We start from the raw sequence: 14,303 nt of genomic DNA on the forward strand, positions 1-14,303 counted from the left end.
CCTTGAGTCCGCCCTGTGCGCGTCCCCAGGGGCGTCTTGGCTGGCGGGCCTTACTCCCCTGACTGAGGGGTCGGTTTCCCTGCTTCGGCAATCATCGCGGCCAACCGATAGAAGCCATGCACCATCTTGGAGAATGGCATCAGCAGGAAGAGCACCATCACCGTTGCCAGGTGAACGGCCAGCAGCACACCGACCGCGCCCGTGTTGCTCGCGGCATAAAGTGCAAGACCGCTAAGGGCGACCGCCCCCAATAGCAGCACAAAGGCCATCTCGCCCCCCCAGACCCTGCGGGCGCCAAGGGACTTGTCCGCGCGCAGCTTGAGCCAGCCAAGCCCGACCGTGCCGGCCACCATCATCAGACCGCCGGGCACACCCAGCAGTTTGGGGACCGAGATCAGCCCGTAAGGCGCCTCAAGGCCCAGCAGATAGTGCATCACCGTCGCGGCAGACGTCGCGGCAAAGCACAGCAGGAAGCCATACATCATCAGCTGGTGGAACACCCGGCGGCGATCGCTGAAACGGTCGCCTTGCTCAAAGTTGCAGCCCTCGCCATGGCCGCCCGACAGGTTCTTCATCCGCGCGGCGCTGTCAAAGGCGCTGAGCAGATGCGCCAGCCGCACCCGACCGCCGCCGATCTCGCGCCAATAGTCCCGAATCGACAGCGCAATCAGCGCAAGCGGCAGAACGAAGGCCGGCGCAAAGATGGCAACCAGCGTGTTGTGCCCGAGAAAGGCGTAGAATCCTGCTCCCGACTCGGGTCGCAGCGCGCTGAGCGCCCAGAAGAAACACGCCAGAGCCACCACCAGTAGCCCCGCCATCGCCACACCATGGGTCTGGAACAGCCGCGCCAGCGCCTGCGGCCGCGCCAGCCGCTCCCAGCTTTCGACGCGGACCTCGGCCAGCGCGGCAGGGATGTTCAGCGCGAATTCGTGCGGCGCCGTGTATTGGCAGGCGTAATAGCAGCCGCGGCAGTTGTGGCACAGGTTCGCAAGCTGGGTCAGATCGCCATCGGCGAAGGCCTTTTGCCGGGTCATCGCCGGGAAGACGGCACAGAAACCCTCGCAATACCGGCAGGCATTGCAGATCTCGATCTGGCGGCGGGCCTCGTCGGTGGCCGAAGGGGCCGGGATGATAAGGTCAAGCGACATGCGCGGCGGCCTCCTTGCCTGCGATACGTCCAAAAACGGTCCCGATGGTCATGCCAAAGCCTGCCAGATAGCCTTGGCCCAGGATCGACCCTGCCATGATCTCGCCGGCGGCCCACAGGTTGCGGATCGGACCTTCGGCGCTGTGCACCTGCGCGCGGGCATCGACCTTCAGCCCCAGATAGGTAAAGGTCACGCCGGGGCGCAGCTGATAGCCGTAATAGGGCGGGGTATCGAGCGGGCGCGCCCAGTTGGTCTTGGGCACCTCCAGCCCCTCGGTTGCCAGCCCGTCCAGTTCGGTCGGGTGGAACTTGCCGGGGCGACAGGCGGCGTTGAAGCCATCGACCGTGGCGCGCACCGCCTGCGGATCAAGACCCATCTTGTCGGCCAGCTCCTCGATCGTGTCGGCTTTGACCGGCGGAAAGACCGAGGGCATGAACAGGTCGATCGACTTGGCGTCGATCAGCGCAAAGCCCACCTGATCGGGCTGAGCTGCGACAAGGCGGCCCCAGATCGCATAGCGCTTGGGCCAGACATCTTCGCCCTCGTTGTAGAAGCGCTCGCCGTTGGTGTTCAGCACGATCGAAAACGGCACACAGTCCAGACGGGTGACGATGCCGCCGTCGTATTTCGGCGCGCGCCCGTCGATGGCGACGGCGTGGCATTGGGTCGGATCGCCCACGCTTTCGGCGCCCTGATCCAGCATGTCGCGCAAAACGACGCCGCGATTATAGGGCGTGCCGCGGATCAGGAAGTTGCGCGCCGCAGGCCCCCAGGCCCGGGCGAGCCAGTCGATATCGGCCTGAAACCCGCCCGAGGCCAGCACGAAGGCCCGCGCCTTCACGGTCACCGGCTGCCCCGCGATCTCGGCTTCCAGATGGGTGATGCGGTCGCCCTCGCGGTGAACGTGGCGCACCTGCGCCTCGTAGGCGACCTTCACGCCAAGGTCTTCGGCGGTGTTGTAATAGGCATTCACCAGCGCCTTGCCGCCGCCCAGAAAGAAGGCATTGGTGCGCGACAGGCTCAGCGTGCCCGAGAGCGAGGGCTGGAACCGCACGCCATGCGCCATCATCCACGGCAGGCATTCCTCGGACGAGCGGATCGCCAGCCGCGCCAGCCCCTCGTCGGTCTTGCCTTTGGTCACCAGCATCAGGTCGTGCAGATATTCGTCTTCCTCGTAGGAATCGGTGAGAGGGAACATCGGCCCCTTGTGCATGCAGCGAAAGTTGCGCGTGTGACGGCTGTTGCCACCGCGATAGGGCTGGGGCGCCCCCTCGAGGATCAGCACGCTTGCCCCGGCCTCGGCGGCCGTGATCGCTGCGCAAAGCGCCGCATTGCCGCCGCCCACGACGGCCAGATCGAATGTCTCGGGCCAGTCTTTCATGCCTCTTCCTCCATAGGTAGATCACGCCCGCGCATGCCGCGAATGCGGGCAGACAGTGCGGCCTCGACATGGACGCGCATCGCGGTCTCGGCCCCCGCACCATCGCGTGCCAGCAGGGCGTTCAGCACCGCGCCATGTTCGGCGACCGCCGAGGCGGCGCGTTCGGGTTCGGCCAGCGTCGTCGGGCCAAGGATCAGCAGCGTCTTTTGCAGCGCGCTCATCGCCTTGATCAGGAAACGGTTGCGCGCCGCCTCGATCAGGGTGCGGTGAAAGATCCGGTTGATCTCGCGCGCCTGCGCCCCCGGGGGCACCATTGCCAGTTCGGTATTCAGCGCCGCCAGCTCGGCCAGTTCGATATCCGAAGCCGCCCGCGCCGCCAGCCGCGCCGCCGTGCCTTCGAGCACCGCGCGCATCTCGTAAAGCTCGACCACCTCGGCATGATCGAGGCTGCGGATCGTCGCGCCCTGACGCGGCAGATGCGTGACCAGCCCATCGGATTCCAGCTGCCGGATCGCCTCGCGCACCGGGGTGCGGCTGATGCCCAACCGCTCGGCCAGTTCGATCTCGCGCAGCCGCGCACCGGGCGACAGCACGCCGCAGCGGATCTCCTCGATGAGCCGGCGATAGGCGCTCTGGCCCTGCGGGATCTCGGTGTCGTCGGCCATGCATCGACTCGCTTGTGAATATTGTGTCCTGCTGTATACAGTTGGATACAATATCGCGCAAGGAGTTCCGACGTGGCCGTTCTTTCTCGATCCAACCCGACAGTCCGGCGCGCCATGACCCTTGGACTGGCGCTGGCGGGCGTGGGGGTCTTCAAGCTGCTTGGCCTTCCGCTGCCGTTCCTGTTCGGGCCGATGACGGCCTGTCTGATCGCCGCTCTGGCGGGGATGCCGCTGAAAGGGATGGGCACGGTTTCGGTTGCGGCGCGCACCATTCTGGGGGTGGCGGTCGGCGCCTCGATCACGCCCGAGGTGGTCGGGCGCATCCCGCAGATGGCGGGCAGCGTGGCTTTGGTGCCGGTCTATGTGGTGCTGATCGGGCTGGTGGGCGTGCCGTTCTTTCGGCGGCTGGGCTATGATCCGGTCACCGCCTGGTATGCCGCCATGCCGGGCGGGTTGCAGGACATGGTGATCTTCGGCACCGAGGCGGGGGGCGACGGGCGCGCGCTGGCGCTGATCCACGCCACGCGGGTGCTGGCGATCGTGACGCTGGCGCCGATGATCCTGACCGGGCTTTACGGCGCGGGGCTGACCGGGGCGGTGGGCGCGCCAATCGCCGATTTGCCGCTGTCGGAACTGGCGCTGATGGCGGTGGCGGCGCTGGTGGGCTGGAAGGGGGCAGAACGCATCGGGCTGTTCGGCGCCTCGATCCTTGGGCCGATGATCGTGACCGCCGTGCTGTCTTTGGCGGGGCTGATCCATACCCGCCCCCCTGCCGAGGCGATCTGGGCCGCGCAGCTGTTCATCGGGCTGGGCATCGGTGTGCAATATGTTGGCGTCACGGTGCGCGAATTGCGCAGCTTCATCCTGTCGGGGCTGGCCTTTGTCGTCTTGCTGGCGGCGCTGGCTGCCATCTTCACCGAGATCGTCACGCTGAGCGGCATGGCCCATCCGGTCGAGGGGTTCCTCGCCTTTGCCCCCGGCGGGCAGGCCGAAATGACCGTGCTGGCGCTGGTCGCGGGGGCCGACCTGGGCTTTGTGATCCTGCATCACCTGACGCGGATCGTGATCGTGATCCTTGGCGCGCCAGTGGCTGCACGGCTGATTGGCGTCAAGCGCCCGAAGGGGTGACAAGGTTGATCGGACGGCCTGCGGCAAAGGCGTTCACCTGATCGAAGATCTCGGCGAATTGCAGGTCGAACTCGTCCTCCGTGACAAAGCCGATATGGGGCGTCGCAATCACCCGGGGATGCGACAGCAGCGGATCGTCGGGGTCGGTCAGCGGTTCGGTGTCAAAGACGTCCAGCGCCGCAACCGCAGGCCGCCCGGCATTCAGCGCCGCCAGCAGCGCGCCGGGCGCGATCAGCCCCGCGCGCGCCGTGTTGACCAGAACCGCACCGGGCGGCAGCTGTGCCAGATCCTCGGCCGTGATGCAGCCCCGCGTGTCTGGGGTCAGGCGCAGATGCAGCGTCAGGATTTCCGCGCGCGCAAAGAAGTCGGCGCGGCTTGCGGGCACCTCGCCGCCCGCAGCCTGCGCGCGTGCCCGCCCGGCCGGCGAGCCCCACCAGATCACCTGCGCACCAAAGGCCCGGGCATAACCCGCGATCAGCTGCCCGATGCGCCCGTGGCCGTAAATGCCGATCGTGCGCCCGCGCAGGCTGCGACCCACGCCCTGCTGCCAGCGCCCGGCCTTGGCCGCCGCCATCTGCCCCGGCAAATCGCGCAGCCCCGCCAGGATCAGCGCCCAGGTCAGTTCGGCCGCCGCATGATTGGGCGCATCGTCGGATTTGCGGCTGGCAAAGGCAACCCCGCGCGCCGCACAGGCCGCCACATCCACATGCGGCCAGGCCCCCCGCCCCGAGATCAGCCTGACCCTGGGCAGCGCTTCGAGAAGCTCTGCGCTGACCCGCGTGCGTTCCCGAAACAGGCAAACCGCTTCGGCCTCCTGCAGGCGCTCGGCCAGGGCCGCACCCTCGACATGGTCGGTCCAGACCGTGACCTCATGCCCGCCAAGCCGTGCAAAGCAGGGCAAATGGCGCAACGTGTCCGACCAATCGTCGAGGATGTGGACCTTCATTTTCCGCTCCAGACCGCGCGTGGCACCATCAGCTCCCCCTTGGCCAGCAGCCGGGCCGTGCGCAAGAGCCCGGCAGATTTGAGCGTAAAGCCCTCGGGGCCGGTCGCGTAATCCACCGTGACATCGATCACCCCGCCGGGGTGTTCGATCAGCACCAGCGCGGGCGCGCCTTCAGGTGCGGTGAACAGCCCCTCGGCCACCGTGCCCGGCGTCAGCACGCACGAGGCCAGACATTGCGCTCCGGTCACCGCCATTGTCGGGTGACAGTTCCACGGCATGAAATAGCGCGCCGTGATCGTGCCACCATTGCGGGGCGGGGCCAGCAGCGCGAATTTCGGCGTCACCGATTTCGACACATCGCCCATCCCCATGCGCCGTCCGGCCTCCAGACGAATGGGCTCCATCCGGGCGTAGAAGTCGCGGTTGGCGTCCAGCTCCTCTACGGTCTCATAGCCGCTCAGGCCAAAGTCGGCCGCCCGCGCGATGGCGATGGGCATCGCCACATCCATGCAGGTCACCTCGATCCCGTCGATCACATCGCGCACGGCGCCAGTCGGCAACAGCGCGCCCGTGGCCGAGCCGACGACATCCATGAAGTTCAGGTAGATGGGCGCAGCATGGCCCGGCACGCCGTCGATTGCGGCATCGCCCTCGTATTCGACCTGACCGCCGGGGGTGCGCACGACCGCCTCGACCTTGGCGCCGGTGTTGACGGACCGGATGCGGATGCGCGTCACGTCGCCTTGCGGCGCAATCAGGCCCATTTCCAGCGCGGCAGGACCAACCCCCGACAGGATATTGCCGCAGGTGGGTTTGAAATCGACCAACCCGTCCTCGACGCTGACCTGCGCGAAGAAATAGTCGATGTCGCAATCGTCGGTTTCCGAGCGCGACAGCATCGCCACCTTGGTGGTCACCGCCGCACCGCCGCCGATGCCGTCGATGTTCAGCTTGTGCCCCGAGCCGATGACGGCCACCAGCACGCGCGCCAGCGTCTCGCGGTCTTCGGGCAGATCGTCGCGGCGGAAATAGGGCCCACGCGAGGTGCCGCCACGGAAAAAGTGAAAGGGAATCGCGGTTTGGGACATGGTCATGCCTCTTGCAACATTGCAGCCAGCCGCGCGCCGAAGGCGGCGGTGCCAAGCGCGCCGCCCAGATCGGGGGTGCGGGTTTCGGGGGAAGACAGGGCGCGATCCAGCGCGTCGTCGATGGCCCGGGCCGCCTGGGCCGCGCCCAGATGGCGCAGAAGCATCGCCGCCGATCCGACCAGCGATGCGGGGTTGGCGCGGTCCTGTCCGGCAAGATCGGGGGCCGATCCGTGCTGCGCCTGCGCCACGGCGGTACCAACGCCAAGGTTCAGCGAGGCCGCCAGCCCCAACCCGCCCGAGATTTCCGAGGCCAGATCGGACAGGATGTCGCCAAACATGTTGGTGGCCAGCACCACGTCAAAGCGCGCCGGGTTGCGCACCAGATGGGCGGCGGCGGCATCGACCAGCAGCTCTTCATGCGTGACCTGCGGATAGCGCGCGGCCACCTTGCGCACCTCGGACAGAAAGAGCCCGTCGGAAATGCGCAGGACATTGGCTTTGTGGATGGTGGTGACGCACTTGCGCGGGCGCTGAGCGGCCAGCGCAAAGGCCGCCTCGGCAATCCGGGCACTGCCGCGCGCGGTGATCTTGCGCATGGCGATGGCCACGTCGGGTTCGACCAACACCTCGCCCGAGCCCGAGGCCATGTTGCGATCGGCATAAAACCCTTCAAGGTTCTCGCGCACGATGACCAGATCCGTTTCCGCCGCCACCGGGCGCGGCGTTCCGGGGCGCGATCGGGCGGGACGGATGTTGGCGTAAAGCTCCAGCTCGCGGCGCAGAACGCCCGAGGGGTTCAGCCCGCCTTCAGCCACCGGCGGATAGGCATTGTGCGACACCGGGCCCAGGATCACGCCATCGGCGGCCCGCGCTGCCGCGATCACCGCAGGCGGAATGGTGGTGCCCGACCGCTCCAGCGCGGCAAAGCCGATCTCGGCCCGGGTCATTCGCAGCGGCAGATCAAAACGCCGGGCCGCGGCCTCTATCACGGCGACAGTCGCCGCCGTGATTTCGGGCCCTATGCCGTCCCCTTCCAGAACAAGCAGGTCCATCTGCGCGCCCTCAGCGGAAGGGCCAGGGCAGATCGAGCACGTCTTGCAGCGCGCCCGACGGGAAGTTCAGCGACAGTGCCCATGCGAGCACCAGAATGAACCCCGCCGCCCCCGCCGTCATCAGACCCACCGCAACCGGCCTCGCCTTGGCGCGCAGGGTCAGGAAGACCGGAAAGAAGATCAGCAGCGCGGCATAGAAGCCCAGGACCGCCGTCAATCCGACAAGACCTGCAATCCACGCAAGCCCGCCCCACAGGTTGCCGATGCCCGCTTGGCCGACATGCTCGCCGGTCAGTTCGGCATCGAAATGCGCATGGTGCCCGGTCTTGCCCAGTGCCAGTTGCGGGATCAGGATGACAAGCATCGCCAACCCGATGATCGACACCGACAGCGGGAAGACCTTGCCCAGAAAGTCGTGCTTGAGCGAGTCGGTCAGGGCCAGCACGAACAGCGCCGCCATGGCCACCGCAAAGCCGATCTGCGGCAGGTGCGCCTTCAAGCTGGGCACGTCGGGCGCGTCATCCTGATTGGGCACGACATGGCCATGCTCGTCCACGCGGTTGCGCAGCCCGAAGAACACCGAGGCCAGGGTCATCAGCCCGATGATGATCACCCCCGGACGCCCCAGGAAGGACCAGCCGTTGAACTGCAGCGCCTGGTAGAAATAGGTCTCGGCCTGGGGGGCCAGCACATAGCCGATCAGCAGCGCCGGGCGCGGCCAGCCAAAGCGCTTGAGCAGCACGCCCAGCACGCCAAGCCCCAGCAGCGCGACCAGATCGGCCAGCGAGCGCGTCGCCTGGAACGCGGCAAAGCAGATGAGCACGATCATGAACGGCGCAAGGCGCTGGAACGGGATCTGGGTCAGCTTCGAGATCGGGATTGCCAGCGCAAGGCAGATGCCCGCGCCCATCACATTTGCCATCGCCAGCGACCAGATCACCGAATAGGTGATGTTCAGATCGGCGCCCACCATCGACGGCCCCGGCTGGATACCCAGCAGCACCATGCCGCCCAGAAATACCGCCATCGCCCCCGACCCGGGGATGCCAAACAGCATGGTGGGCAAAAGCGCGCCCCCCTGCATGGCGTTGTTGGCGCTTTCGGGTGCGATCACGCCGCGGATGTCGCCCTTGCCGAACTGCGGGTCCTTCTTGACCGTCTGCACGGCATGGCCATAGGCGATCCAGTCCACCACCGACCCGCCCAGCCCCGGAATGGCGCCGATGATGCAGCCAAGGCCAGCACAGCGGGCCGACAGCCAGATGTTGCTCCACCAGTCGCGCAGGCCATCGAACCAGCCTGCCCCCAGCGCATTGCCCGAAGCGATGGCCGAGTTCTTGCGCAGCAGATCCGCGATCTCGGGGATGGCGAAGAAGCCAAGGCCCACGATCACCAGCGGAATACCGTCATAGAGGTATTCCGACCCGAAGATCATGCGAAACTCGCCCGTGGCAGGCGCGCCGCCGATCGAGCCGATGATCAGCCCGATGCAGCATGCCGCCAGCCCCTTGGCCAGCGAGCGCCCTGCCAGCACCGCGACCATCGACAGGCCAAACAGCGCCAGCATGAACAGTTCCGCCGAGGCGAAGGACAGGATGATCGGCCGCGCGATGACCACGAACCCGGTCAGCACCACGGCGCCGAAGATCCCTCCCGCCATCGAGGAAATGAACGCCGCCGACAGCGCGCGGGCTGCCTGGCCGCGCCGCGCCAGCGGAAAGCCGTCCAGCACGGTTGCCTGACTGGCGGACGAGCCGGGAATGCCCATCAGCACCGACGAGAAGGTGTCAGAGGTCGGAATGACGGCGACAAGGCCGATCAGCATGGCAAGGGCTGCCACCTCATCCATGCCGTAAAGGAACGGCATCAAGAGCGACAGGCCGGCAATGCCGCCGAGGCCCGGGATGACACCGATCACCAGTCCGACCGACACACCGACCAGCATGTAGAGCAGGTGTTGAACGGTCAGCAGGGCCGCAAGCGCGGACAAAAGGGTATCTACCACGGTAGAAACTCCCGTGTTGGTCGCGCTTTGGCGACAGGTCGGATTTTGAGGAAGAAGGGGGGGCGGGCGCGCTGCATCGGCGCGCCCGCGACAGGCCTTGGGGCGCGATCAGTCGCCCAGCTTCACGCCATATTCAGCGCCGAGCATATCGACGACCTGCTTGCGCAGCTCGGGCGCGATGGTGGTGCCCTTTTCAAAGAGCGCCTGCGCCAGCGGGCCGGTGACTTGATCGTAGGTGCCCAGGACCGCCTCGGCATTGGCCTTGTACTCGGGGTCGGCCTTCATGTCCTCGAAGGCCTTCTGATAGGCGGCAACGATGTCATCGGACGTGCCCTTGGGCAGGAACACCATCTTCTGCGCCGGGAAGCCTGCGGTGAAGAAGGCGAAATAGGCGTCATATTCCGGGCCCGACGGGGCTTTGCCGGTCAGCGTCTGATAGGCTTCGGCAAAGGACGGCAGATCCGGGAAGGTCGGGTCGCGCACGACCTCGCCGGCCTCGTTCAGAACGCCCCAGCTGAACAGCGGCACGGCCTGACCGGCATCCACCAGCGGCTGCACATTCTTCAGATAGGCCGACGAGGTCTGGTAATCGATGTTCACCTCGCCCCGTTCAAAGGCCAGACGGCCATCGCCGCGCCCCTTGAAACCAAAGACGTGCTGCACCTTGAAGCCCATCAGGCGGAAGCCCAGAAGCGGCACAAGATCCAGCGAGGTGGCGCCCTGGCTGGCGTAGACCAGATCCTTGTCTTTCAGCTTGGCGATGTCTTGCGGCCCGGTCAGCCCCAGCGACGGCGAGGCATAGGCAACACCGCCCGTGGGGCCGGCCATCGCAATCTTCCAGTCCTTGTATTCATAGCGCACGCGCGGATCGCCCAGCAGATAGGGGAACTGCGTGGACCCCGAGGTGCCCAGGATGGTCAGCCCATCGGGCTTGGCGCGCGCGGCAAACAGGTTCGTGCCCTTGGTCGAGCCGCCGCCAGGTTCGTTCACCACGACCACGACCGGGTTGCCCGGCAGGTACTTGGAAAGCAGCGGCGCGTTGAACCGTGCCCAGGTATCCGAGCCGCCACCCGCCGAGAACGGAATGATCCATTCGATCGTCTTGCCTGCGAAAGTCGTCTCGGCCGCAGCCGGCCAGCCAAGCCCCAGGGCAACAGCGCCAGCAGCAAGCCCAAGCGCCACACGGCGCGTCATGGTCGTCATTCGTTTGTCCTCCCAGGGTTTTCATGCACGCCGTCCCCCCTGAAAGGTGGGCGGCGCGTCACCGTTCTTGATTTATCCTCCCAAGCACGGCTTGATGGGACCATAGGCAGTCTAGCTGTCCAAAACCTGTCGGGTGCCTGAAAAAAAGGCTGTTGATGCACATCATCCTGGTGGAAGATAATCTCAGCCTTGCCAAAGGCATCGAAAATGCCCTGAAAGATCAAGGGCATGCGCTGGACCATCTGGACAATGGGCTGGATGCGGATGTTTTTCTTTCGCGCCATTCGGCCGATGTGGCGGTGATCGACATCAACCTGCCGGGGCTGTCCGGAATCGAGATCATCCGGCGTTTGCGCAGGCGCGGCGACCCGATTCCGGTGCTGATTCTGACCGCACGGGGCAAAACCTCGGAGCGGGTCGCAGGGCTTGATGCGGGGGCGGACGACTACATGGTAAAGCCCTTCGACATCGACGAACTTGTCGCCCGGCTGCGCGCCCTGGCGCGCCGTCGCCCGCAGGTTGCGCCCGAGCGCGAGACCCTGGGCCAGCTGGTCTATGACCGCGTGCAGCGCACCGTCCTGCGCGAGGGGGTGGCGCTGGACCTGCCACGGCGGGAACTCGCGCTGTTTGAATTGCTGCTGGAACATCGCGGGCGACTGATCGAAAAGGATCGGATCGCGGATGCGCTTTACGGTGTCGGCACCCCGATCGAGGGCAATGCCGTTGAGCTGCTCATCTCGCGTCTGCGGCGCAAGATAGACGGCAGCGGCGCCAAGATCCGCACCGCCCGGGGCCTTGGCTACATGCTGGATGGCGATTGATGCTGCGCCGAGTGTCGCTGCGCGGCCGCTTGTTCCTGCTGCTGATGCTGCCGCTGATCGCCGTGGCGACTGCGGCGTCCTTTGCGCGCTACCGCGAGGCCAACCGCCTGTCGCGCGAATTGTATGACAATACGCTGCTGGTGGTGGCGCTGACGATCTCGCGCGATGTGGTGATTTCGGAAGGCGATGTGCTGACCGAAACCCTGCTGGACGAGCTGACCACCGCGCTGGGAGATCCGGTCTACTATCGCATCACGGGCCCGGGCGGCAGTTTCGTGACCGGCTATTCCGATCCGCCGGATACCCCTGCGAACGTGACTGCGACCGGCAGCGAGCCGCTGTTTTTCGACTCTGTGTCGCTGGGCAGGCCGGTGCGGGCGGTGGTGCTGCGCGAATACATCAGCGAGCCACAGTTTGGCGGTTGGGTCACTGTCGAGGTCTGGCAGACCACCACCCAGCGCTCGGCGCTGTCGCGCAAGCTTGTGACGCAGTCCATTTTTCTGCTTGGATCGGTGATCCTGACGGCGGCGCTGATCTTGCGGTTTGGCATCAAGCTTGGCCTGAAGCCGCTGCTGGATCTGCGCGAGGCCATCGGCCAGCGCAGCGCCGACGATCTGCGCCCGATCCGCCGCTGGGTGCCGCCCGAATTGCGCCCGCTGGTGCATACCACCAACTCGCTGTTCGAACGGCTCGCGCAAGCCTTCGCATTGCGCGACGGGTTCATTTCTGATGCGGCGCATCAGATGCGCAACCCCGTGGCCGCCATCCAAAGTCAGGCCGAGGCCGCGGTAAGCGCGCCCACCGAGGCAGAGTTGCGAAGCCGCGTTGCCGATCTGGCCGAAAGCGCCCGCGCCACAAGCCGGCTGACCTCGCAACTTCTGTCGCTCGAGCGGGTGCGCGGGCGCAGCCTGAAAGAGTTCGTGCAAACGGTCGACCTTGTTGCACTGATCCGCGAGAGGGTGCGCACCTTTGCCGAAGCGCAGTTGCGGCGCGATGTGGATGTGGACTTTTCGGTGACCGGCACGGTTCGGCCGGTCGAGTGCGATCCTGTGCTGGTCGACGAGATGGTGATCAACCTGCTCGACAATGCGGCCAAATATGCCCTGCGTCCTGGTGGCCGAATGGCGGTGTCGGTCGATTTCACGCCCCACTCGGTTCACCTGCGCTTTGTCGATGACGGCCCCGGCGTTCCGCCTGAAATGTGCGAGCGGATCTTTGACCGCTTCTTCCGGCTTGATGACGATCAGTCCCGTGGCTGTGGATTGGGGCTGGCCATCGTGAGCGATGTGGCCATGGCGCATGGCGGAACCGCACATTGCAGGTCTGATGGGAATGGTGCGATCTTCGAGATTACCCTGGCGCGTTAGGCACACGGGATCACTGGCTTGGCGCCGTCGGCCCCAAATGCCGGCGGTGCGCGGTCTTTTCGGCATGGCCGGCATTGCGTGCCAGACCGTCGCGTGTGATCTGCGTCGCGCCCGCCAACGTAACCAGGAAGGTCATCGGCCAATGGCGGAGGGGTCTTGCAAGTCGTCTGGTTCAAGCGCGATCTGCGCTCTGCCGATAACGCGGCCCTGGCCTGCGCAGCACGCGTCGGCACGGTTCTGCCGCTTTATGTTGTTGAGCCGGATCTTTGGCGTCAGCCGGATGCGTCGTATCGGCAATGGGCCTTTGTGGCCGAGACGCTTCAGGAACTTCGCGCGGATCTTGGGCGGCTTGGCCAGCCGCTGATCGTCCGTCAGGGTTCTGTCGTCGAGATCCTGGCCGCCTTGAAGCGCCACGGGGCGCTGTCGGCGCTTTGGTCGCATGAGGAAACCGGCAACGACTGGACCTTTCAACGCGACCGCGAGGTCGCGGCCTGGTGCCGTGACAATGGCGTGCCGTGGCACGAGCTGCAGAACCACGGGGTCTGGCGGCGCCTGAAGTCCCGGGACGGCTGGGCCGAGCGTTGGGACCGTCTGATGGCGCAGCCCTGCGCTGGCCCACCGCAGCTTGCCCCGGTGAGGGGGGATCCGGGCCCCATCCCCCTGGCGTAGGATCTTGGTCTGGTGCCAGACGGCTGTCCGGGTCGGCAGCCCGGCGGCCGGCGCGCCGGGCTGGAGCGGTTGGAGAGTTTTCTCAACCAACGCGGTGAACAGTATCAGCGCGCCATGTCCAGCCCGCTTGAGGGCGCCACCGCCTGTTCGCGCCTTTCCCCCTATCTGGCCTGGGGCGCGGTTTCGATCCGTGAGGTGAAACAGGCGACCGAGGCGCAGCGGCGTGCCTTGCCGCCCACCGCAAAAACGTGGCGGCAGTCGCTTCGATCCTTCTCGGGACGACTGCACTGGCATTGCCATTTCATCCAGAAGCTTGAAGACGAGCCACGGCTTGAGTTCGAAAATCTCCACCGGCTGTATGACGATCTGCGCCCCAAGGTGCCCGACGCTGCACGGCTGCAGGCTTGGGAAAAGGGCGAAACCGGCTATCCCTTCCTGGATGCCTGCATGCGGTCGCTGCAGGCCACCGGCTGGCTGAATTGAGCTACCCCCCGAAAATCGGACAGTGACGGAAGCTACGATCTGAGGCCTGCTGGTCTCCAAGAACGAGGAGATCAGAACATGTCGAAACGCAGGAACCACGATGCGGCGTTCAAGGCGCGTGTGGCGCTGGAAGCCGTGAAGGGGGAGCGCACGGTGTCGGAGCTGGCCGCCGAATATGGCGTTCACCCGACGATGATCCATCAATGGAAGCGTTCGCTTCTGGAGGGTGCCGCAGGCATCTTCGAGAGGGGTGGCAAGGCTGCAGCGGCGGCCGAGGTTGCCGAAGAAACGGTTCGCGACCTACATGCCAAGATCGGAGAGCTGGCTGTCGCCAACGATTTTTTGTC

14 protein-coding genes are annotated in these 14,303 nt (G+C 66.0%); 6 read left to right on the plus strand and 8 right to left on the minus strand.

The window, feature by feature from the left end; translation table 11 throughout:
- Positions 1–50: 50 nt before the first annotated feature.
- From tcuB to G481_RS0117100, 3 genes are read right to left on the minus strand one after another with little or no spacing between them, the layout of a single operon-like run.
- Positions 51–1,148: a tricarballylate utilization 4Fe-4S protein TcuB gene (tcuB, locus tag G481_RS0117090; RefSeq protein ID WP_028031087.1), complete on the minus strand. Its 1,098-nt coding sequence runs from the start codon at positions 1,146–1,148 to the stop codon at positions 51–53.
- A complete protein-coding gene (tcuA, locus tag G481_RS0117095; protein ID WP_028031088.1) occupies positions 1,138–2,529 on the minus strand; it encodes an FAD-dependent tricarballylate dehydrogenase TcuA in 1,392 nt (463 codons plus the stop codon). Before tcuA ends, tcuB begins: the two co-directional genes overlap by 11 nt.
- Complete coding sequence (locus G481_RS0117100) at positions 2,526–3,194, minus strand: GntR family transcriptional regulator (protein ID WP_028031089.1); 669 nt, start codon at positions 3,192–3,194, stop codon at positions 2,526–2,528. Before G481_RS0117100 ends, tcuA begins: the two co-directional genes overlap by 4 nt.
- 114 nt (positions 3,195–3,308) lie before the next feature.
- Here G481_RS0117100 and G481_RS0117105 point away from each other — a divergent pair, with 114 nt between their 5' ends.
- Positions 3,309–4,322 carry an AbrB family transcriptional regulator gene (locus tag G481_RS0117105; RefSeq protein ID WP_035026589.1) on the plus strand — a complete coding sequence of 338 codons (1,014 nt, stop codon included), beginning with the start codon at positions 3,309–3,311 and terminating at the stop codon, positions 4,320–4,322.
- On the opposite strand, the gene G481_RS0117110 is transcribed toward G481_RS0117105, so the two are convergent.
- The 5 genes from G481_RS0117110 to G481_RS0117130 form a co-directional block, all read right to left on the minus strand.
- Positions 4,303–5,268 (minus strand): D-2-hydroxyacid dehydrogenase family protein, encoded by a 966-nt coding sequence (locus G481_RS0117110; protein ID WP_028031091.1) that lies wholly within the window; start codon positions 5,266–5,268, stop codon positions 4,303–4,305. The genes G481_RS0117105 and G481_RS0117110 overlap by 20 nt on opposite strands.
- On the minus strand, positions 5,265–6,356 hold the full coding sequence (locus G481_RS0117115) for a 4-oxalomesaconate tautomerase (protein ID WP_028031092.1): 1,092 nt from the start codon (positions 6,354–6,356) through the stop codon (positions 5,265–5,267). The genes G481_RS0117110 and G481_RS0117115 overlap by 4 nt, the downstream gene beginning before the upstream one ends.
- Before the next feature lie 2 nt (positions 6,357–6,358).
- Complete coding sequence (locus tag G481_RS0117120; RefSeq protein ID WP_028031093.1) at positions 6,359–7,408, minus strand: isocitrate/isopropylmalate dehydrogenase family protein; 1,050 nt, start codon at positions 7,406–7,408, stop codon at positions 6,359–6,361.
- A 10-nt stretch (positions 7,409–7,418) separates the two neighbouring features.
- A complete protein-coding gene (locus G481_RS0117125) occupies positions 7,419–9,353 on the minus strand; it encodes a tripartite tricarboxylate transporter permease (RefSeq protein WP_084451067.1) in 1,935 nt (644 codons plus the stop codon).
- A 168-nt stretch (positions 9,354–9,521) separates the two neighbouring features.
- Positions 9,522–10,607, minus strand: coding sequence for a tripartite tricarboxylate transporter substrate-binding protein (locus G481_RS0117130; RefSeq protein WP_425402478.1), 1,086 nt, complete (start codon positions 10,605–10,607; stop codon positions 9,522–9,524).
- Between the two features lie 164 nt (positions 10,608–10,771).
- Between G481_RS0117130 and G481_RS0117135 the strand changes: the two genes are divergently transcribed.
- The 5 genes from G481_RS0117135 to G481_RS0117160 form a co-directional block, all read left to right on the plus strand.
- Positions 10,772–11,437 carry a response regulator transcription factor gene (locus G481_RS0117135; RefSeq protein WP_028031096.1) on the plus strand — a complete coding sequence of 222 codons (666 nt, stop codon included), beginning with the start codon at positions 10,772–10,774 and terminating at the stop codon, positions 11,435–11,437.
- Positions 11,437–12,804 (plus strand): sensor histidine kinase, encoded by a 1,368-nt coding sequence (locus tag G481_RS24380; protein ID WP_211235228.1) that lies wholly within the window; start codon positions 11,437–11,439, stop codon positions 12,802–12,804. The genes G481_RS0117135 and G481_RS24380 overlap by 1 nt, the downstream gene beginning before the upstream one ends.
- Positions 12,805–12,960: 156 nt before the next feature.
- Complete coding sequence (locus G481_RS26780) at positions 12,961–13,473, plus strand: deoxyribodipyrimidine photo-lyase (RefSeq protein ID WP_028031097.1); 513 nt, start codon at positions 12,961–12,963, stop codon at positions 13,471–13,473.
- 114 nt (positions 13,474–13,587) lie between these two features.
- Positions 13,588–13,956, plus strand: coding sequence for an FAD-binding domain-containing protein (locus tag G481_RS26785; RefSeq protein WP_028031098.1), 369 nt, complete (start codon positions 13,588–13,590; stop codon positions 13,954–13,956).
- Positions 13,957–14,034: 78 nt separating this feature from the next.
- The coding region (locus tag G481_RS0117160; RefSeq protein ID WP_028031099.1) for a transposase at positions 14,035–14,303 on the plus strand (269 nt) is incomplete at its 3' end.

Source organism: Gemmobacter nectariphilus DSM 15620 (genome assembly GCF_000429765.1).
GTDB lineage: Bacteria > Pseudomonadota > Alphaproteobacteria > Rhodobacterales > Rhodobacteraceae > Wagnerdoeblera > Wagnerdoeblera nectariphila.

What these genes read in the sequence shown, in the direction of transcription:
- tcuB (WP_028031087.1), bottom strand. Translation starts at nt 1,148, where the DNA reads ATGTCGCTTGACCTTATCATCCCGGCCCCTTCGGCCACCGACGAGGCC.
- tcuA (WP_028031088.1), bottom strand. Translation starts at nt 2,529, where the DNA reads ATGAAAGACTGGCCCGAGACATTCGATCTGGCCGTCGTGGGCGGCGGC.
- G481_RS0117100 (WP_028031089.1), bottom strand. Translation starts at nt 3,194, where the DNA reads ATGGCCGACGACACCGAGATCCCGCAGGGCCAGAGCGCCTATCGCCGG.
- G481_RS0117105 (WP_035026589.1), top strand. Translation starts at nt 3,309, where the DNA reads ATGACCCTTGGACTGGCGCTGGCGGGCGTGGGGGTCTTCAAGCTGCTT.
- G481_RS0117110 (WP_028031091.1), bottom strand. Translation starts at nt 5,268, where the DNA reads ATGAAGGTCCACATCCTCGACGATTGGTCGGACACGTTGCGCCATTTG.
- G481_RS0117115 (WP_028031092.1), bottom strand. Translation starts at nt 6,356, where the DNA reads ATGTCCCAAACCGCGATTCCCTTTCACTTTTTCCGTGGCGGCACCTCG.
- G481_RS0117120 (WP_028031093.1), bottom strand. Translation starts at nt 7,408, where the DNA reads ATGGACCTGCTTGTTCTGGAAGGGGACGGCATAGGGCCCGAAATCACG.
- G481_RS0117125 (WP_084451067.1), bottom strand. Translation starts at nt 9,353, where the DNA reads ATGCTGGTCGGTGTGTCGGTCGGACTGGTGATCGGTGTCATCCCGGGC.
- G481_RS0117130 (WP_425402478.1), bottom strand. Translation starts at nt 10,607, where the DNA reads ATGACGCGCCGTGTGGCGCTTGGGCTTGCTGCTGGCGCTGTTGCCCTG.
- G481_RS0117135 (WP_028031096.1), top strand. Translation starts at nt 10,772, where the DNA reads ATGCACATCATCCTGGTGGAAGATAATCTCAGCCTTGCCAAAGGCATC.
- G481_RS24380 (WP_211235228.1), top strand. Translation starts at nt 11,437, where the DNA reads ATGCTGCGCCGAGTGTCGCTGCGCGGCCGCTTGTTCCTGCTGCTGATG.
- G481_RS26785 (WP_028031098.1), top strand. Translation starts at nt 13,588, where the DNA reads ATGTCCAGCCCGCTTGAGGGCGCCACCGCCTGTTCGCGCCTTTCCCCC.